Source organism: Dolichospermum heterosporum TAC447 (assembly GCF_024584745.1).
Classification (GTDB): domain Bacteria; phylum Cyanobacteriota; class Cyanobacteriia; order Cyanobacteriales; family Nostocaceae; genus Dolichospermum; species Dolichospermum heterosporum.
This window is the reverse complement of sequence record NZ_CP099464.1, coordinates 1,117,843-1,137,731: the sequence shown is the minus strand read 5'-3', so window position 1 is coordinate 1,137,731 and position 19,889 is coordinate 1,117,843. Positions and strand designations below refer to the sequence as shown.

Annotated in this window: 16 protein-coding genes; 4 read left to right on the top strand and 12 right to left on the bottom strand. The window is 39.7% G+C overall.

What is annotated here, in order from left to right:
- Positions 1-25: 25 nt before the first annotated feature.
- From nadB to NG743_RS05105, 3 genes are all read right to left on the bottom strand, one after another.
- Positions 26-1,708: an L-aspartate oxidase gene (gene nadB / locus NG743_RS05115; RefSeq protein WP_027404573.1), complete on the bottom strand. Its 1,683-nt coding sequence runs from the start codon at positions 1,706-1,708 to the stop codon at positions 26-28.
- Between the two features lie 218 nt (positions 1,709-1,926).
- Positions 1,927-2,355, bottom strand: coding sequence for a photosystem II complex extrinsic protein PsbU (psbU, locus tag NG743_RS05110; protein ID WP_027404574.1), 429 nt, complete (start codon positions 2,353-2,355; stop codon positions 1,927-1,929).
- 292 nt (positions 2,356-2,647) lie between these two features.
- Positions 2,648-3,328: a DUF3120 domain-containing protein gene (locus NG743_RS05105; protein ID WP_371316527.1), complete on the bottom strand. Its 681-nt coding sequence runs from the start codon at positions 3,326-3,328 to the stop codon at positions 2,648-2,650.
- 1,567 nt (positions 3,329-4,895) lie between these two features.
- On the opposite strand from NG743_RS05105, the gene NG743_RS05100 reads away from it, so the two are divergent.
- From NG743_RS05100 to NG743_RS05085, 4 genes are all read left to right on the top strand, one after another.
- The gene (locus NG743_RS05100; protein ID WP_228043799.1) at positions 4,896-5,399 is read left to right on the top strand and encodes a DUF2887 domain-containing protein; all 504 of its coding nucleotides are present in this window, start codon (positions 4,896-4,898) and stop codon (positions 5,397-5,399) included.
- A gap of 244 nt (positions 5,400-5,643) precedes the next feature.
- The gene (locus NG743_RS05095; RefSeq protein ID WP_027404576.1) at positions 5,644-6,555 is read left to right on the top strand and encodes an undecaprenyl-diphosphate phosphatase; all 912 of its coding nucleotides are present in this window, start codon (positions 5,644-5,646) and stop codon (positions 6,553-6,555) included.
- Between the two features lie 104 nt (positions 6,556-6,659).
- Entirely contained in the window at positions 6,660-7,991 is a 1,332-nt protein-coding gene (locus tag NG743_RS05090) for a TIGR03279 family radical SAM protein (protein ID WP_027404577.1), read from the top strand.
- 457 nt (positions 7,992-8,448) lie between these two features.
- Positions 8,449-11,355, top strand: coding sequence for a family 10 glycosylhydrolase (locus NG743_RS05085; RefSeq protein WP_257121631.1), 2,907 nt, complete (start codon positions 8,449-8,451; stop codon positions 11,353-11,355).
- Positions 11,356-11,516: 161 nt separating this feature from the next.
- Here the strand turns inward: NG743_RS05085 and NG743_RS05080 are convergent, their stop codons facing one another.
- From NG743_RS05080 to dndC, 9 genes are all read right to left on the bottom strand, one after another.
- A complete protein-coding gene (locus tag NG743_RS05080) occupies positions 11,517-12,275 on the bottom strand; it encodes a HEAT repeat domain-containing protein (RefSeq protein WP_027404578.1) in 759 nt (252 codons plus the stop codon).
- Between the two features lie 170 nt (positions 12,276-12,445).
- Entirely contained in the window at positions 12,446-12,976 is a 531-nt protein-coding gene (locus tag NG743_RS05075) for a GNAT family N-acetyltransferase (RefSeq protein ID WP_027404579.1), read from the bottom strand.
- 18 nt (positions 12,977-12,994) lie between these two features.
- Complete coding sequence (locus tag NG743_RS05070; protein ID WP_168466401.1) at positions 12,995-13,132, bottom strand: DUF8624 family small hydrophobic protein; 138 nt, start codon at positions 13,130-13,132, stop codon at positions 12,995-12,997.
- Positions 13,133-13,240: 108 nt separating this feature from the next.
- The gene (locus tag NG743_RS05065; protein ID WP_027404580.1) at positions 13,241-13,642 is read right to left on the bottom strand and encodes a hypothetical protein; all 402 of its coding nucleotides are present in this window, start codon (positions 13,640-13,642) and stop codon (positions 13,241-13,243) included.
- The gene (locus tag NG743_RS05060) at positions 13,627-15,135 is read right to left on the bottom strand and encodes an AmpG family muropeptide MFS transporter (RefSeq protein ID WP_027404581.1); all 1,509 of its coding nucleotides are present in this window, start codon (positions 15,133-15,135) and stop codon (positions 13,627-13,629) included. The genes NG743_RS05065 and NG743_RS05060 overlap by 16 nt, the downstream gene beginning before the upstream one ends.
- Before the next feature lie 40 nt (positions 15,136-15,175).
- Positions 15,176-15,571, bottom strand: a complete 396-nt coding sequence (gene dndE, locus NG743_RS05055; RefSeq protein WP_027404582.1) for a DNA sulfur modification protein DndE — start codon at positions 15,569-15,571, stop codon at positions 15,176-15,178.
- Between the two features lie 94 nt (positions 15,572-15,665).
- On the bottom strand, positions 15,666-15,944 hold the full coding sequence (locus NG743_RS05050) for a hypothetical protein (protein ID WP_027404583.1): 279 nt from the start codon (positions 15,942-15,944) through the stop codon (positions 15,666-15,668).
- 30 nt (positions 15,945-15,974) lie between these two features.
- Positions 15,975-17,963, bottom strand: a complete 1,989-nt coding sequence (dndD, locus tag NG743_RS05045; RefSeq protein WP_027404584.1) for a DNA sulfur modification protein DndD — start codon at positions 17,961-17,963, stop codon at positions 15,975-15,977.
- A 210-nt stretch (positions 17,964-18,173) separates the two neighbouring features.
- Positions 18,174-19,799 carry a DNA phosphorothioation system sulfurtransferase DndC gene (gene dndC, locus NG743_RS05040; RefSeq protein WP_027404585.1) on the bottom strand — a complete coding sequence of 542 codons (1,626 nt, stop codon included), beginning with the start codon at positions 19,797-19,799 and terminating at the stop codon, positions 18,174-18,176.
- Between the last annotated feature and the right edge of the window lie 90 nt (positions 19,800-19,889).

The window sequence follows — 19,889 nt, the reverse complement described above, 5'->3', positions numbered from 1 at the left end:
TTAAAACATCCTTTTGGCATACTTTTTAAGTAACAGGATTACCCATTACCCATTGCTGATTTTGGACAAGAGTATGCACTTGCCAATTAGGATCAGTTTGGGGATAATCTAAACGGTAATGTCCACCCCGGCTTTCAGTTCTAAAAACAGCACTTTTAAGAATTAATTCCGCCACATCTAATAAATTATGAGTTTCTGCCCACAGCCGCAATTCCTTTTCAATTTGTGGTTGTTGAAAACTAACTGATTGTCTAGGTTTTAAACTCAATAACAATTGACTTAGGGGTAAAGCAGCAAAGTCTTCTTGCCAAGATGCAACTTGAGAAATGGCATTTTCTAAACTTGATTTTTCTCGACAAATACCTGCACTTTGCCAAACTACACGGGGTAAGTTTTGGCGAATTTCTGCTAATTGTCTTTGTTGATTTTCCCACTCGATTAGAGATGGGTTAACTGCCAAACTTTCAGTTTCAATAATATTAGTAGATTCCTGTTTTTCCAGGTGCAATTTTTCATAGTCAACATTAGCCATTTGCGCCCCAAAGACAATACATTCCAACAACGAATTACTAGCTAAACGATTAGCACCATGTACTCCCGTACTGGCAGTTTCTCCAATGGCGTATAAACCGGGAATATTCGTGGCATTCATGACATCCGTGAGGATACCACCCATCCAATAATGGGCAGCAGGTGACACAGGAATGGGTTGAGTAAAGACATCAATCCCCCAATGTTGACAAACGGCGATGATATTCGGGAAACGATGGCGAATTTTGTCAGGGGGAATGGGGCGCATATCTAACCAGACATTCGCTGTAGCCGGGTCAGCAGCCGTTTTTTGTAAATGACTGAAAATCGCTCGACTGACCACATCACGGGGTGCTAGTTCCCCTGCTGGGTGGTAATCAAAGGCAAAACGTCGCCCGGTGTCATCCACCAAATGCGCCCCTTCTCCACGCACAGCTTCACTAATGAGAAAACGTCCTGGTTTACTCAGGGCTGTGGGGTGAAATTGGACAAATTCTAAATCACGGAGAATTGCCCCCACCCGCCAGGCAATAGCCACACCATCACCTGTACTCACTGCTGGATTAGTGGTTTGGGCAAATACTTGACCACCGCCACCAGTAGCTAAAATCACTGCCCCGGCTCTAATCCAGGTAATTTTCCCTTGATAAAATAGGCTTGTTCCCAAACATTGACCGGTTTGGGGTTCTATCCATAAACTCAAAGCCAATGCCTGCTGAATGACTTTGATATTCTCACGACGGAGAACTTGATCTGTGAGGGTGGTGGTAACTTCCCTGCCTGTGGTATCGGCTGCATGAAGCACGCGAGGACGAGAATGGGCTGCTTCTAGGGTTAAAGCCAAGTTACTGTCATGACGATCAAAAGCTACGCCCAGGTCAACGAGGGATTGAATACAACTGGGGGCTTGTTCGGCTAGGAATTTGACAGCGGCGATATCACATAAACCAGCCCCTGCTTTTAATGTGTCTTCAATATGCAGTTTTGGCGAATCTTCTGGGGCGACGGCTGCGGCTATGCCACCTTGCGCCCAATCACTGGCAGAGAGTGAGACTGTTTCTTTAGTAATTAAGCCGACTCGTAAGGATGTTGGTAGACATAGGGCTGTATATAGTCCTGCTGCACCGGCACCGACTACTAAAACATCGAATTGGTTAGGAATATTTATATCAGGCAAGATGGGGTGATGGGTGATGGGTGATGGGTAATGGGTGATTGGTAATGGGTGATGGGTGATGGGTAATAGGTAATAGGTAATGGGTAATGGGTAATGGGTAATGGGTGATGGGTAATGGGTAATAGGGATATTTATTAGATATCTTGCTTTTTGCTTCCACCAATCACCAATCACCAATCACCAATCACCAATCACCAATTACCAATTACCAACTAGGGTTATCTGTAGATACCGTTATTGATGCGATCGTCGCCTTCGTTGAAGTTAGGCTCTAATTCTGTCACGGTGAAATAATCCAAGTTAGCTTGCAAACGTTCTTTTTGGCTATCGGTCAATCCTGGCAGATTTAATACATCTTCTACTTTTTCGTAGGGAGCATTTTTGACAATCTTCTTAGCCAAGGTGGGATAAAGTCCTGGATATTGTTGGAAAGCCCGCATATTGGTATTATTCAAATCAATTTTCTTACCAAAATCTGTTCCTAGCTTCTGATCTGCTTTGTTTTGACGGGCAAGTGCTAAAACTGGAACTTGATTTCCCACAAAGCTATTGAAACTAACAGCTTGGGCTGTTTGAGTAGTTCCCAGTATTCCCCAGCAACCTAGCAACAATGTAAACACAGTAAATAAACGCACCAATCCTTTCACGATTTTTACCTCTTTTTTTCCAGGAATAATAAAATTTTGCAGCCAAAAGCCATGAACTATAGGGCATAAGCCAGAAGTTGCAGGGTGTTAGAGCAGTTTTTTTCTAACTTAATCCTGGCTTCTTCATGGTTTAAGCTTGAGAGCTTGCACAACAGTCATCAAAAACTAATATACAGCGTATCAATATCCATAATATTTACGACTATTTGGTTTGACTTGACTTTTGCCAAAAATCTGACCTCATAGCACCTCCGATCCCATTTTTCGGTGTTTACCTGAATTGATGGGAATTTCACGCCAGGACTGCTGCTAATAAGAAGAGACTGTCTACTAGAATTGTACTCAAAACCGCCCCCCCAAAGGCATACCAATGGGATTGCTTATGGAGTAAAGAGACTGTTCCTACTGTCATCAGCATCAGGGCAAGAATGACTGCCCAGCCTTCTCCCCAAGGGGTTTGGACTTGTGCTAGGGCATTTTGTAAGATTTGTGAAGCACCTGATGGATCTGTTCTCATAATTTGTCGCCAATAAGGCATCAAATCCACCAAATAAAAATAAATATCGGTTAAAACCGTTCCTAGTAAAGAACCGAGGTAAAACCAATTGCCGACCTTACCCCAATTTTTCGCTAAACACCACACAGCAAAAGGTAATCCTAATGCTTCTATTGGTATATGCCAGATTGGTTCATATCTTAACCAACCCCAATAAATCGCTCCTGTTAACCAAGTCCAGCTAAAGCCAAAGAGTAAATCTCCCCACAAGTAGGTTTGTGAACGTGACATTAATCTCATACTGATCCACACCCAAAAGCCTGTCATTAATACACTAAGAATGGGAGAAGAGCGCACCAATGGAGCTTCTACAAACACTGGTACTGATACTAAGAATACTGATGCTAAAAATATTAACCAATTTTGTCGGGAAGTTAGGAAATTTGGTAAATGATGATTTTTCAGGCTGTGATTGATATCTACAGTCGGGTTAGTAGCTGTGTAGGCGGAGAATGTATGATTAATCAAAGTTTTTAATATTTGTTACTAAACTTTACTTATTTCACAATATCATAACTTAAAATCCCCCAGGGGGGCATATTGATTATACATAATATTTATGGAGGTATGCACTCAATCGGCAAAGGAATATGACCATGACCTTGGCTAAGTTTTCAGAAGCGATCACTTTGGAGTAAGCCACAAAATAAATGATCCTGTTTTGTCATGCTGAGTGTAGCGTTCGCGGAGCGTGGCGTTAGCCATAGCAAAACGAAGCATCTCAAGAGATTCTTCACTACACTTGGTTTCGTAATGCCTCTGGCACGCTGCGCGAACAGAATGACATTGGGCATTTCTTTTTGTGGAGTTCTCTTGGCGACTTGGTATTGATAAATCACCAGATTAATCAGAGAAATTGTGAATTTTGTGATTGAGTTATAAGTTATTTGTATAAGATTCTAGTAAAAAAGGACTTTCTCAATTATTGGGGGTCTATTCTCAATAATAATGAGAATTTTATCAATAATCAAACGATTTTTGGTGATTTCAGCTAGGGGGCTTGACAGTGTTCCGAGTTTTTGGTAGGATTGTGTCATTGGTGGAAAATTGTGCGCTCATATACATAAGGCTTTTATTTATCAAGATAATTATTTCCCATATAAATTCCAGAACTAGGGAAATAAAAAAATCATAAGAACACCCGGTAAGTGGGAAACGAGCGCGTCTTTAGACCTGAGAGGGAAACGACACGAGCAGTTCGACAATCTCACTGACCACGGTTTTAACCGCTGTGGATATTAAAATTGAAACCAGATTTTTGATTGGAATCTGGAAACCAACTCCCATTTCTGGGGTAATGTTAGCCTGGACCTGTTATAAGAGCTTGTTGGGCTTGCAACACTGTTCCTGTTACCTTAGAACTGTTTAATCACAAGCGACAGAGCAGGGAACTGGCAACGCATTCGGTAGGTGTCGTGACTCAAATAACGGCTACCCTTTGACTCCCTTCGACATCGCTACCTCGACTTCGCTCGGCACAAGTCAGGGCAAGTCGCTCAGGGTGGTCTGGTCAGTACGGCTTGCTTGATTACTCTTGCAACCCCAGTCCCTTTAGGGCTGGGTTACTGACATTTGTCTTCATAGCCAAAATACCAAGACGTTATCTTGGATCTTACGGTTTGCTGATAGCGTAGCGTAAGCCATAAAAGTTGTCTGTGAGGGCAGGGAACTCTTAACAGGAAACAGGGAACAGAAAAAACTCATGTTTAAAAACATGAGATTGAAATAATGATACTGTTTTTTTCCTGCTACGCATCTTGTAAAAACATCTCTTTTTTGACTGAAGATCTAAACTCTGAAACTTTAGTTTTTTAGGCTCTTGAGTACATAGGCGTAGCCATATTGAGGTATGAAATTCCCAAATTGAACCTTTAAAACTCAAACCTCAGTGCGTCTATTCTTCGAGATCACGAAGCGTGATTGCGCCTTTGCGTGAGACTAAAATTCATACCCTTAATCAGCAACGCCAGCTTATCAACAAGAATTGATTAATAGTGGGAGAATTAAACGAATTTATTTAGATGAATTACCACCGGGTTCAATTGGTATGGGGTTAATTGAGTTAATTGTTAGTAAGGAAGCACAAGCACTGGAATTAGTTAAAACCCTTATGGCAAGAACTAAGACGGAGATTGATAATGACAGAGAAAAACAAGGTATTATAGAGTTGTTGGAGACTGTTTTATTGTCCAAATTTTCACAATTAAGCCGTCAGGAGATAGAAGCAATGTTTTTAGTGAGTGATATTAAGCAAACACGGGTATATCAAGAAGCAAAGCAGGAAGGCAGACAGGAAGGTAAAAAAGATGCAGCAACAAACCTATTGCTAAGGATATTATCTAAACGGTTTGGAAAGCTGGAAGATAGTTATACTCAAAATATCAAAAGTTTGAACATAGAACAATTGGAAAGGCTAGGAGAAACATTATTAGATTTTACAGATATTAATGATTTGGAAATATGGTTAAAATCTGAGATAAACAAGTAATTTGGGTGCATGGTTTATTTAAGAGTTAAGTAGGTGAACACAATAAAACCAAACTGTGTAAAGAAACGTAAAATCGCTGAAAACTTCTTCACTCTTGCCTCTTGCCTTTTGCCTTGCCATAACGATAATTTTCAACGCCAACCTACTTACTGCGCTGATAAGATTTTGTCTAAACAGACTGACAACAACCAAGTAAAGTTGGATAGTTTGCTAGAATTACGCATTGATTTTGGGAGTTTTGTTAATGACAACAATCTTAGAAGTGAATAGTATAAATTTACTATCATGGCAACTGTTACAGGTAGGAGTACCGGAAGGGAATCTGATTCAGTTAATTTTTCAGGCTTTTATTTTGGGTATAGTTCAAGGGATTACAGAGTTTTTACCCATTAGCAGTACGGCTCATTTAGAAGTGTTTACCAAGGTTTTTCATTGGCAGGAATTGAGTTCAAAAGCTTTTCTGGCAACAATTCAATTTGGTAGTGTCATAGCGGTATTAATTTATTTTTGGACAGATATTAAACAGATATTAACTGGAGGTTTCAAGGCTTTTCAACAAAAAGACTGGGAACAGGAAGAATGGAAATTGTTAGTAGGCATAGCTATAGGAACTTTACCTGCTGTAATCGGCGGATTTGTCCTGAAAAAAGCATTAAATAGCGAAGATTCGGCTATTAACAGTATGACTTCTATTGCAATAGTATCAATTGTTATGTCGCTGTTATTAGGTGCATCGGAAAAACTGGGCAGTCATAAGCGAGATTTTAGCACCCTAACAATTCGTGATGGTTTGTTGATTGGGATCGGACAAATGATGGCTTTAGCCCCTGGTGCGTCTCGTTCGGGTTCAACTTTAACTACAGCCTTGTTTCTCGGCTTAGAAAGGCAAACAGCCGCTAGATTTTCTTTTCTTTTAGGTATTCCGACTTTAACACTTGCTACTGTGTATCAGTTTTTGAAGGAGGCACTGGGGAAAATTGACCTGGTTGTGGTAGGTGTAGGGACATTATCTGCGTTTGTTTTTTCTTATATCTCTATTGCTTGGCTGTTGCGTTATCTGCAAACCAAGAATACTTGGATATTTGTTTGGTATCGGTTGGCATTTGGAGCAACAATATTAAGTGCGATCGCTGCGGGAATGTTAAAAAATAGTTAGAGTAGTTGAAATCTGGAAAATAGGGGACAAGGGACTTCTAAATAAATTCCTTCTGTCCTCCAAGCTTTCCCGACAACTGACAACTGACTAATGACTAATGACTAATGACTACCATTCAACCTGCGAAAATTACCAAGGTGCTACCTGACTCAATTGCGGAGGAAATTGGCTTTACAGCCGGTGATGCGATTGTGGCTATTAATGGCACACAACCCCGTGATTTAATTGATTATCAATTTTTATGTGCTGATGAAATTCTCGAATTGGAAGTTTTAGATGCGACAGGGAAAACCCATCATGTCGAAATTGAAAAGGATTATGATGATGATTTAGGACTGGAATTTGCTACAGCTTTATTTGATGGGTTGATTCAGTGCAATAACCGTTGTCCCTTTTGCTTTATTGATCAACAACCACCAGGAAAACGAACTAGTTTATATTTAAAAGATGACGATTACCGATTAAGCTTTTTATATGGTTCTTATCTAACTTTAACGAATTTAACCGCGAGAGAATGGCAAAGAATTGAACAAATGCGGTTATCACCTCTCTATGTTTCCGTGCATTCCACGGAACCAGATGTGAGAATTAGACTTTTAAAAAATAATCGTGCCGGGGAAATATTATCACAAATTAAATGGTTTCAAAAACGAAGATTGCAAATTCATGCTCAAGTTGTTGTCTGTCCTGGGATAAATGATGGTAAACATTTAGAGAGGACATTGCGGGATTTAACATCTTTTCATACTGGAGAATTACCAACGGTAGCATCAATAGCAGTTGTCCCGTTGGGTTTGACGCGGTTTCGTCCCCAGGAAGATGAACTCGTACCTGTGACGCGGGAAAAAGCCCAAGAGGTAATCTATCAAGTTAAATTACTCTCCCAGGAATTTCGCCAAGAATATAATTCTAGTGTCGTCTGGTTAGCTGATGAATGGTTTTTAATTGCTGGGGAAGAATTACCTACTGAAGCTGAATATGAAGAATATCCGCAAATTGATAATGGTGTAGGTTCAATTCGCTTATTTATTAAACAGTTTACCCAAACTGCAACTGAGTTATTACCACCAAAAATTACCAATCAACGCAGATTAACTTGGGTTGTCGGTAATGCAGTGGAAACAGCATTTCAACCCTTGGTAGAACAGTTAAACACTGTCACGGGTTTAGAAGTGAATATGCGAGCTTTATCTAGCGATTATTGGGGACAAAGTATCAGTGTGACTGGTTTATTAACCGGACATGATTTACTTTTAAACTTAAAAGGGCAAGATTTAGGAGAGGGAATTTTATTACCTAGCGTCATGCTGAAGCATGGGGAATTGGTATTTTTAGATGATATGACGGTTGCAGAAGTATCTCAAAAATTAAATGTCAGTATTTTCCCTGTAGCGGGAGTTGAGGAATTAATCAATACTTGTCTTCAAGCGGACTAATAATCAGGCTTTGCTGAAAAAGTTATCTGTGAGGGCTAGTACCGCAAGGCGGAAGTCAAAAGTCAAAAGTCAAAAGTCAAAATGAAGACAGTATAGGCTTTTGGAGGATTTAGAATGGTTGGTTTATTTACGCCGTTTTGTACTAGAAGTATGGCTAACGCCACGCTACGCTATCAGCAAACCCTAATTAACAAAATTCTTTCCTATCCTTAACCAACTAAAAACTAACAACTATACTGCAAACGGTTCATAGTTTAACCAAATATGAAACCCCTCTGGTAAACCTCTCCTTTGCACCCCTCCCTAACCCTCCCCTTACTAAGGGCCTACAAGGGAGGGAAAAGGAGCAGCTTTTATAATTGGAGAGGCTTTGAACTTGTTCTTTGTATGATAAAAAAGTCCAGCTTCTAGCCGTTTTGAGTATAACAACTAACAACTGACAACTGACAACTGACTAATGAATAAAAAGACAGTCGGATTCGTTATTTTAAATATTAACTTGTTCCTGTTTAATATCTGGGGAGTATTGCCTGTAAAAGCTATTAATGATTCTCCTGTATTCAGTGTGGTTAATAGCCAGAATAATCCTGAAGAATGGCAAAGAATTAGCAACCGCTTACAGAAGTTAAATGTGAAATATTGTGTGATTCCGCTGAGTCAAGTTAAAGATAAGACTGATTGGGGTAAACCATCGGTATTATTTTTGCCCAATGTAGAGGTATTGACAACGGAACAGGCGATCGCCTTAGATCAATGGGTAAGTCAAGGTGGATATTTAATAGCTAGTGGACCAGTGGGTAATTTATCCACACCTGGAGTTCGTCAATTATTACGAAAACTGCTAGGAGGTTATTGGGGATTTAGCTTCAACACCATTGAAAATTTGCAACCCACAAATACGAATATTCCTGATTGGATAAATCAAAAAGAATTATTTGGTGCAATTCGAGGTGGTGTGATTATTCCTAATAATTCTACTAGTCAAACTCCTGTAAGTTGGGACTCCCAAGATCATCCACCAGCAATATTAACAACTGAAAAATCTACCCTATTAGGTTGGTATTGGGGAAAAGATACATCTGTAGGATTAGACATTGCTTGGTTAAAAGCATCCTTAAATCGTTATTTAAGATTACCAGGTAATAGCAAAAGTAAACTTACAAATCCGGCTTCAAACTGTCAGCCAACAATAGCTACTGGACCCACGCAACCGCAAATTCTAGAAAAATTACCGATTGTTTCCCAATCCCCACCTCCTAAAAAAATTCCCAAAAAACCCATTGCTACCTCCAAGTTAAAACCCACCAAAAAAATCTTCAAAAAAAGCACCCTTACCTCCCAATCCAAACCTCTTAAAAAAACCACTATTAATTCTCATGTAAAACCTGCTAAAAAGATTGCTAAAAAAACCACAGTTATTTCCCGGCTAAAACCTACTCCAAAAATAACTGTTACTTCCCAATTACAACCAAATCCAAAAAATACAGGATCATTAGTAGTTTCTAAAATTACTAATGAAAATTTTATTGATCCAATTAATCAACTAGAAGAAAATGTCCGCTTAGATGTTATACCTAATTCTAATCAGCCGATTGATCAAAAAGAAGGTATAGCCCTGCAAAAAGAATTAGAAAGTCTGATTGGTAGATTAGAAAGTACCCATATAGCAGTATTAGCTTATAATTCTGCCAAAAATATCAACAATAATGGCACTAATTCCTCACTGGAAAAAGCAGAATCAATTAAAACAGCATTTTCCCACCCAGAAACATCAGCATCAAACTTAGCAGAAACATTAGTACAAGCGAGAGAAACAGTTAAAAGTATCCCCTTATTAATTCAACAAAAAAACTATGCAACAGTTAGACAGAAATGGTTACAAGCTAAAGCAAATCTATGGCAGCAATTTCCCGTCAATCAACGATTAGCACAACCAGAAATTCGGGCAATGTGGTTAGATAGAGGTACTATTGTCAAAGCCGGCAATGAAGTCGAATTAGCCAAAATTTTTGATAAACTAGCAAAAGCCGGAATTAATACCATTTTTTTGGAAACCGTCAATGCCAGTTATCCCATTTATCCTAGTCAGGTAGCACCTCAACAAAACCCCCTGATTCGTGACTGGGACCCCCTAGAGAGTGCGGTTAAACTAGCTCATGAACGGGGAATGGAATTGCACGCTTGGGTGTGGGTATTCGCCGCTGGAAATAACCGTCATAATGAAATTATTAATATTAGTCCTGATTATTTGGGACCAGTATTAGCCGCAAATCCCGATTGGGCTAATTATGACAATCGAGGTAATATTATTCCCATTGGTCAAACTAAGCCTTTTTTAGATCCAGCTAATCCCCAGGTAAGAGAATATTTAACTAAATTATATACCGAAATTGTTACTCGCTATCAAGTAGATGGTATTCATTTGGATTATATTCGTTATCCTTTTCAAGACTCTCTTGTTGGTCGTAGCTATGGTTATGGTAAAGCTGCAAGGGAGCAATTTAAACAGCAGACTGGTATTGACCCCTTGGATATTTCTCCCAGTCAACGGGATTTGTGGCAACAATGGACAGCATTCCGCACCCAAAAGGTGGATAGCTTTGTGGCTGAATTATCACAGACCTTGCGAGAAAAACGAAACACTCTTCTTCTCTCAGTAGCCGTTTTTCCCTTACCGGAATATGAACGCATAGAAAAAATTCAGCAACATTGGGAAGTATGGGCAAGAAGAGGAGATATAGATTTAATTGTGCCGATGACCTATGCTTTGGATACACCTCGGTTTCAAGGATTAGCTCAACCGTGGATTACTTCTACAAAATTAGGTGCTACCCTATTAGTTCCAGGAATCCGTCTGAAGTCATTACCAACTATGGGTGCATTTGATCAATTGCAACTTTTGCGAGACTTGCCAGTGAACGGTTATGCCTTGTTTGCAGCGGAAAATTTTCATCCTGAACTAGAACAAATATTTAATAGTACCCAAGGAATTAAAAACGAACCTATACCCCAGCGTCAACCTTTTCGCACGGCGGCGTTTCGTTATGCAGCTTTGCAGAGAGAATGGCGTGTGGTGGAAAAAAATGGTCAGTTACATAAGTCTGCAATCACCAATGCTGAGTTTGAGAAATTAGATCAGGAGTTAAAAGATGCGTTGAATCAACTGGCATCTGTACCGTCTGCTCTTAATTTAATTACAGCCAGAAAAGCCCTCAACCAGGTTCAATTGCAATTTTCACAGATACCGGGGAAAAATCAAGCCAATCTCTATCAAGTTAAAGTTTGGGAAAACCGTCTTCTGGCTATTGAACGACTCATCCGTTTTGGCGAAAGAAGATTAAATATGCGTCAAAGGAATGGATAAATCCTAAATAGGGTTTGCTGGATAAGTTGTCTGTGAGGGCAGGGAAAATTGGTAATTGGTAATTGGTAATTGGTAATTGGTAATTGGTAATTGGTAATTGGTAATTGGTAATTGGTAATCTTTTTTACTGACTACTGACTACTGACTACTGATTACTGACTCTAAAACCATCCTTCTTGTTCTAGGGTTTCGATTAATTGTAAGCCGCGAGGATCGCCAACGCCCAGTAGTGAGGCTTTGGTGTCTGCTCTCACTCCTAAGTCCTGGTCTTCGGCAAAGGCTTGAATTAATGCGTCTATGGCTGTGGCGTATATAACATTGGAAGGTAGTTCTTTACAAAGTTGACCGATTGTCCAAGCGGAGTTACTGCGGACGGCGGAGATAGGATCTTTGACTAGGGCTTCGATCAGGGCGGGCATTGCACCGACGATGGCTTCATATCCTACTTCTGTCATCTGTGCTAGGGCGCTGGCTGCCCAGAGACGGACGGCGGGAATGTCGGTTCTTAGGGCATCGGTGAGGGGTGCTAGAGAACGGCGATCGCGGCAATTACCTAAAGCCCAGACTATGCCTTTGCGAACATAACCATTAAAATCGCGGTTGAGTTGCATAATTAATGGTTCTACGGCTTCTTTGGCTGGGTTACGTCCGATACCATAAGCAGCACTAACTCGCACTAGGGGACAATTATCTGTTAAAAGATGGATGAGATGAGGTGTTGCTCGTTCATCTTGAATATCACAAAAAGCACGCGCTGCTAACATCCGTTGTTGAGGCTGGGTGTTTTCTAGGAGTACCAGCATTAATTCCGCATCAGGTTTTTCCACTTCTGACTCATCAGTAAGTGGTTCTATTTTATCTAATGGGCTTTCTAGCTCAACTTCAGCATCGAGTAGGCTTAGTTCGTATTCGTCGTACATAATTATTCAACTGTAACCTGTTCCCTGTAACCTGTTCCCCAATTAAGTAGGTGAACACAATAAAACCAAACTGTGTAAAGAAACGTAAAATCGCCCAAACCCTCTTCACTCTTGCCTCTTGCCTCTTGCCTTTTGCCTTGCCATAACGACAATTTTCCACGCCAACCTACTTAGAGTGATTTTACCATCCAGAGGGATTGTTCTTGATAACCAAGTTGATGATAAAGATTTAATGCGGGTGTGTTGGAGACAAATACTTGTAGTCCGATTTGGCGATAGCTGGGCTTGCCGGAGACATCACGTTTTTGTGTAGCCCAATTTTCTACATAAGCCATTAATCCTTTACCAATGCCTTTGCGCCTATATTCTGGGATGACGTACAGGAGAAAGATGTGCGGATGGCGATCGCCACTAACCTGATCTATAGCATTCCCCACCCATAAACAAGCTACGGGTGATTGGTAATCGGTGATTGGTAATTGGTGAAGAATTTCCGTCCCTACCTCCCCTACCTCCCCTACCTCTTTATAGACCCACCATAGGGGGGTATCACGACAGAAGTATTGTTCAACTGTATGTGCTAAGTGGGAAAAGTCTTGATCAGGGAATTGTTCTTGGTAAGTGCGCTGCATGAACTTAACCAAGAGGGCTTTATCGAGGGTGGAACCTTGGCGAAGAGAATAGCCGGGGATGAAATTCAAAATAGACTTATTCCCTAATTACCTAATAATCATGCCAATGGGAGCGGGAGCTACCATATCCGAGGGTAAAAAGATGCGAGCGCTGACTGCTACCAAAGCCAGGGTAAATATCAACACTGCAATCAAAGGGGCAATATATTGACGAAAAATAGCCATGTTTTTGTTTATGAATAAATAGCAACAGTATTAATTCTAGCGAATTCTCAACAATAAATTAGCCAACTTGCACTAAGCAAAATGAATTTGTCTTTTTCTGCCCTAATATTAAGGCTGATCCTGGTCTAATTCATTTAAGACTTTTTCACAGTACCAATTTTCGGGCATTCCGGGAACATTTTGTTTGGCTTGTTCAATTAGTCTTTCCGCTGCTGCTACGTCTCCAGATAATCTAGCGATGAGCCGATTTTTGAGGTAGTTGCCGGTCACTTCTTCATCTGGTTGGTTAGGGATGCTGGGATTGAGTGCTTGCAGGGGTTCGCGTCGCAGTTGCCAAAATAGGACGTAATAAAGTGTCCCAAAAATTAGGATCAGGCTGATAGTTCCCAGGAGTGTGACGGGGTTAAAAGGCAGATTTTGCAGAACTAATTGTGAGAGGACATAGCCTAGTAATAGACCTGTAACTATTAGAACGAATGTACCGACAAGAATAACTACTTGTGTTCCCATATATCTTCTTCTTGTAGTCCTGGTCTGGTGGTTGCCAATACCTTGGGATGCCAAGGGGCAACAATAGGTAATAGTAGCAAACCAGGTAACGCCGCTACAAGAGAGAGTAAGAAAAATGTCGGCCAACCTGTGGCTGTAGCCCAACTACCTGCGGGGGCGGAAAGTACGTCTCGACTAATGGCCATGAGGCTGGAGAATAAAGCAAACTGGGTGGTTGTGAATCGGTGGTTACAGAGACTCATTAAAAAGGCGACTGTAGCGACTGTGACTAATCCAGCAGAGAAGTTTTCGATGTTTACGGCGATGACTAGTAGGGAATAATCTTTTTTATTAGCCACAGCTAGGGCATAATAACCTAAGTTACTGAGTAATTGCAGCGCTCCAAATACCCACAAACTGCGATTTAAGTTAATTTTGGTCATGATTACACCCCCAGCTAATACGCCGACGGTGGTGGCAAGAAATCCCATTCCTGCCTGGATTGCGCCGATTTCGGTTTTGGTAAAGTCTATTTCTCGTAAAAATAAGTTGGCTGTAATGCCGACGAGGGAATCACCTAGTTTATAGAGGAGAATAAAACTGAGTGTTAAGCTGGCTTGTTTAATGCCAAAGCGGTGAAAAAATTCTTTAAAGGGTAGGAAAATAGCTGTTTGTAAGTTTTCAGGCGGACTATCTTCCCTAACTTCATTTAATAGGGAGTTTGGTAATAATACGGATGTAGTTATCCAAGCTACTAATAATCCTGCTAATAACCAATAAAATACAGGTTGGGCAATGAAACCGACAAAAACGCCGGCAATTAACCCTGCTACTAGTGAGGTAATCAGGACTATAAAAATCACGTCTTTGGCAGAAATGGGGGCTAATTGTCTTTTATCTGGGAATTTGTGTTCTGCGGGCGACCACAAGGTGGTAAATATACTTCCTGCCATAATCACTGCCATGAGCAAATATACGACATTCCAAGGTAAGTAATCTGCTAAGACTAAGGCGAGGGAACTGGTAATAAATAGGGCGATTCGGTAGCCTAATACCCACACAGATGCCCCTGGCTGCGCCTCTAGGGGGTTTAAAATGTCGGTACGGTAGGCATCACCAGCTATATCCTGGGTGGCACTGAGGAAGGTAATAATCAGGCAGTTGATGGCGAGGATTTGTAATATTTGCTCGCTTTGGGCTGGTTGTTGAATGGCAAGGGCGGCGATCGCTAATACTAACCCAATTTGGGTGATAATTAACCATCCTCGTCTTCCACCTAACAATGGTGGTGTAAATCTATCTAATAGGGGCGACCACAGGAATTTTAAGGAATAAGGTAAACTTAATAACCCAAATAAGGTGATTTTGGCAATATCAACTTTGGCATCTTGCATCCATAGTTGTAGGGTTCTACTGGTCAGAAATAGGGGTAAACCTGATGCAAAACCTAGTAATAATAAAGCACCCATTTTCTGGCTTTGGAACGCCTGTCTGAGTGCTTGAATTTCTTTCATAAGATTATTATCTTGCCATGCTGGCACAAGAAGTGCAAAATCAGGATTTTACTTTCTTTGTGGCTAGTTCAATTAAATCTTCAATTTTCTTAATATTCTGATCTCCGGCTAAGTAACCAATACCGCGATGTAGATGTAAGCGAAATTGCGTAATTAGGGTTTCTCTATCTGTATCTAAGCCGTCGTTGTAGCAGCGTTGTTTGAGGGCTAAAAGTAAAATATCGGACATTTCTCCCCCAAAAACCCGCCATGTCATTTCGAGGTTGCTATCTTGGGGGATAGGTACGGGGGAAGGTGCGGCAGCTTCTGCAAGGGAACGACAAAACGCCCACCGGCATAATATATTCCATTGTTCGATTTTTGTGCTGCGTTTGAGTTTGAGTAGTTGTTCTTTGGCTGTTTGGGAGAGTTTGATTCTTTCTATTGGTGATTCCATGATTTTGGTGATTGGTGATAATAAATTTAAGTCTCACGCAAAGGCGCAAAGACGCAAAGGAAGAAATAAATCAGAAGTTTAAAATTTGCTAATTTTATATAGTTTGTTTATTTTGATTGTGGGCTAGATTACGGACTATGCGATTTAGAAAAATCAGATAATCATCTATTTCTTCATAACTATCTAATTCTTGTTCTTCTTCTGATGTGAGTTGAGAATTTTGTTGTTTAAAAAGTAATGTTTCAATGCGATTCTGGACATTACTAGAAGCACGAAAGATAGGTGTTCCTTCTTGTAACTCGATTGTGACAGCACCTTCTAAGGGTAAGGTAGCAGGTAAATTATGTAAAGTTGGTAGTAGAGGAATTGTCATATTTAAATCCATGAAATACTAAATAACATTTTACCAAAAATAACCAGGTTTGATTGTGGTTTCTCTTTTACCTGAGTTGTATTGAAGTAGGTATTCGCGGGCTATGGCTTCGGTTTCTTGCAGGTTTTGATATTCTTTTTTGCCGATTTCGGTGTCGGTGGAAAGGAGGATTACTTGATGGCTGGCTGAGGGGAAGTATCTTTCTACTAGGTTGTTACGGTGGGAGGAGTCTAGTCTTCCTAATGGGGTGTCTATGGCGATAGGTAAGCGTCTTCCTGATACTTTGGCTAATCCCCACAAAAATGCGATCGCTAATAGTTGTTTTTCACCAGCGGAAAGCCGATGTTTGGGGACTGGTTTTCCGTTTAAATCATATAATGATAAGCCGAAGGTTTTACTATCAATAGCTATGCGATGTACTAAGTCTGATTTGTGTAATAAATATAGAAAACAGTTTTTTACTTCTTCTTCTAATTTATTTAATTTTCTTAAAGTTAATCTTTCTCGAAACACTTTTAATGTTTGTTGAACTTTTAACGCCGAATCAATAATATGTTCACTATTTTGATATTTGAGATTGTCTACTGTATATTCATTGAGTTCTTGTCTCAATTTTTTAGTTTCTGTATCTAATTCTATCAGTTTTTGAGTCATTATGTCTGACTGAGATTTAATTTTATTAAATTCAGTTTGTGCTTCTTTTACTGCTTTCTGCAATTTTGTATATTCTTCCGGTGCAGCCGCAGTTTGTACTTGTCTTTCTAAGGTGAGAATTTCTTCTTCATAATTAGTTAATTCATCTAATTGCTTTTGGGCGTTATTTTGGGAAACTTGTAACCGATAGGTTATATTGTCAAGTAAACTTAAACTTTCTTCATCTCCATTTAACCAAGTATTTTCTGTTGATAAGTTATTAGTATATAAGTTATTGATATCTTCAGCTAAAAAAGATTGAATATTAGTAAGTTTATTAGTTTCTAGATTTAATTGTTGTAACCAATTTAGTAATCTTTCATCTCTAGCAATTAATACATCTTTCGCTAATTGGATTTGTTGAGTTTTCAGTTCCTTTTCTCCCTGTCTTTGCACTTGAGATAATAAAGGACTAATTAAGGCTAAAGGTAAAACATCAGCAGCTAATTCACACAAAGATTCACGGACGTTATTAGCAACTTTGATTTTTTCTTCTCTTTGTTGTTCTAATTGGCTACGTTCAGCGGCAATTTTACCACCTTCATTCACAAATCTATCTAAAGCTTCTTCATGAATTTTTTCTAATTCTGTAACTTGAGTATTTATATCTTCTAGTTTTATCTGATTGTTTTTGTATTCTTCCTGTTTTTCATGGATTCGGGTTTCAATTACTTCTAATTTTGCTAAATCTTTAGTATCTGCAAATTCTCGTCTTTTACGATTTACTAATATTTCTAAATCAATTGCTAATTTATCGGCTAATTCTAAACCCAAAAGTCCGTTAATCGCATCTACAACTATGGGCGGCGGTATTTCCTGTTCTGCAAGTTCTTTAACTTGTTCACCGTCAAAGAGAAATAAATTGGAAATGCCTATAGGTAAGATATTTTCTATATATTCATCCCAAATATTTACTAATGAATCAATTGGCCATGTTTCATCATCTCCTAATATTCCTAAATGGTCTTTTCCGTCTTTGGGATTTTTTTCCCAAGTCCTGACAACCCGATATTTTATGGGTCTATCTTCTTCGATATGTTCAAAAACTAATTCAATTCTAGTCTTTTCTGTGGGGGTACTTTTACTATTCACGCATTGGGTAAGAAAATCACTATAACTCAAATTTCCCCTGGTTGAACATTGGGCGCGTTGTCCATATAATGCGAGGCGAATGGCATCCATAAGGGTAGTTTTTCCGCCGCCGTTCATTCCTCCTAATAAAATAATTGGGCGGGTGTTGTCTTCGTCAATTTGGGGGTTGAGGTTGATGATTTGTTTTCCAGCATAAGGACCGAAGTTTTGCAAGACCAATTCTAGGAAGATCATGGGTTTTTGGGTTGGGTATTCTAGTTTTTTTAAACGAACCACAGAGGCACAGAGGACACGGAGAAAGAGAGAAAGGAGATATTTATCTCGTTCCCTGTCTCTGACAGGGAATGCTGTCAAGAGGCTCTGCCTCGGTTATAATGAGTTGAGGTAGAACCTCAAGATTGGCATTCCCAGCCAGAGGCTAGGAACGAGGGTGGGGAGGATATTCTATTGGTCTGGGTTATCATCTGGGTCTTTTTGTGCATATTTGAAGTTAGCCCAAGTTTGTGGTTTAGACTCTTGTTTTTCGGCGGTATCTCCTAAACTTAATTGTCTGAATTTTTCCCGAATTGTGGCAACATCTCCTTCTAATGCTGCTTGTCTTAAATCCCGTTTTAAATGGGCATTTGCGATCGCTTTTTCTGGTGAACGGGAACTTGTATCAAAGCATTTTTCTAGGCTTTCGTAGATGCCAACACGGCGAGTTTTTTTCTTGAATTGTCTTTCTGTATCTAATAGTCTAGCCATTAATTCTAGGTGCATTCCGTCACCTTCACAAATTTCTTCTAATACTCCCCATTCATCACTACCAAGTATGCTTTGATCTGCACCAGGACGAGGATCTTTAAATACTTCTCCTGTGACTTCTTCATATATTCGGGGTAAGCTATCATCAAATTCGTGTTTTTCTTCTAACCAGATTCGGCGAATTTCACTCAATTCTGCTTGAGAAATAAGGGTAATATCCCGCATATTTTCTGGCGCATTTTCACGCATTTCTGTTTGCGCTGTTAATAATTTTCTTAGCCAATATTCTCGCCAATATTTGGTATAGGGACCATGTATAGGTTCAACAGATGTTTCACCATTTACATTACGTTCAAATAATTGAACTTCTCCCCGTAACCGACGAAAATCTCTTTTTTCGCGGTCACGGTCAACATCTAATTCAGCCCGAAAATCAACTAATGGTTGTAACCATTCTTTTTCTTCATCATTTTGAATCATTGCTTGCATAGATTTATCACTATTAACTAATGTACAAACCCAGCAACCAAATCGAGAACTACCACAGCTAGGAGTAGAAGTATCAACAACTAAAGGACATTCATTATCTGCTGTTGCACCTCTATACATAGTAAATAAATCTTTATTGCTATATCCCCAAGGATTTGAAAACTGCATTAAATACATCCAAACTTCATCAGTTCGCCAATCTTCAATAGGTGTGTAAAGTAGAGAATTTATTAAATTAGGATGAGGACAAAGGCGCTCTCTGACCCGGCCTATTTCACGTTTTATCATAATCAAACCGCGAGTTATGCTTTCAGTCTTGCGAGTTCCTAAAATAACAATTGTTTCACCATTAGCTCTCACAACGTCACGAATAAAAAGATTAGAAGGCTCAATTTTTAGCCGTCCAGTACACCAGCGGAATTTATTGCGTGGCGCTGGGTAGCCTTTACCAATTAAACCTGCCCAATATGTTTGTTTAGTTTCTGGTTGTAGCAAATGAGGTTGTATTGGCATTTTTTGCTCTTCAGCCGCTACTTCCATTTGTTTTAATGAACTTTTTACCCAAGCAGAAACATAGGGATTTTCTACCCCTGTATCTGTTGTAATTACATGAATTGGTTTAGTTCTTTTTTCCACTGGAAGTCCAGAAATTGCATTCCAAATAAGCTGTGAAGTAGCAGTGCTGTCTTTTCCACCTGAATAGCCTACTACCCAAGGTATCTCATCTAAACAATACAATTCTTGAATTTCTGTCGTCAAAGCTTGGATATACTCCACTAACTCTGGTACAGTACGATTCGGCTGATTTTTATTTTCTGGCTGTTGTGTTGTCGTCATTTTTCCTTACCTGTGGATATATGAACATAGAATCAATACTTCCCTTTGTGGGAACGGAATCATCTAGTGTATAAATAAACTTAAGCTATG

What these genes read in the sequence shown, in the direction of transcription:
- NG743_RS05095 (WP_027404576.1), top strand. Translation starts at nt 5,644, where the DNA reads ATGACAACAATCTTAGAAGTGAATAGTATAAATTTACTATCATGGCAA.
- NG743_RS05090 (WP_027404577.1), top strand. Translation starts at nt 6,660, where the DNA reads ATGACTACCATTCAACCTGCGAAAATTACCAAGGTGCTACCTGACTCA.
- NG743_RS05085 (WP_257121631.1), top strand. Translation starts at nt 8,449, where the DNA reads ATGAATAAAAAGACAGTCGGATTCGTTATTTTAAATATTAACTTGTTC.
- NG743_RS05080 (WP_027404578.1), bottom strand. Translation starts at nt 12,275, where the DNA reads ATGTACGACGAATACGAACTAAGCCTACTCGATGCTGAAGTTGAGCTA.
- NG743_RS05070 (WP_168466401.1), bottom strand. Translation starts at nt 13,132, where the DNA reads ATGGCTATTTTTCGTCAATATATTGCCCCTTTGATTGCAGTGTTGATA.
- NG743_RS05065 (WP_027404580.1), bottom strand. Translation starts at nt 13,642, where the DNA reads ATGGGAACACAAGTAGTTATTCTTGTCGGTACATTCGTTCTAATAGTT.
- NG743_RS05060 (WP_027404581.1), bottom strand. Translation starts at nt 15,135, where the DNA reads ATGAAAGAAATTCAAGCACTCAGACAGGCGTTCCAAAGCCAGAAAATG.
- dndE (WP_027404582.1), bottom strand. Translation starts at nt 15,571, where the DNA reads ATGGAATCACCAATAGAAAGAATCAAACTCTCCCAAACAGCCAAAGAA.
- NG743_RS05050 (WP_027404583.1), bottom strand. Translation starts at nt 15,944, where the DNA reads ATGACAATTCCTCTACTACCAACTTTACATAATTTACCTGCTACCTTA.
- dndD (WP_027404584.1), bottom strand. Translation starts at nt 17,963, where the DNA reads ATGATCTTCCTAGAATTGGTCTTGCAAAACTTCGGTCCTTATGCTGGA.
- dndC (WP_027404585.1), bottom strand. Translation starts at nt 19,799, where the DNA reads ATGACGACAACACAACAGCCAGAAAATAAAAATCAGCCGAATCGTACT.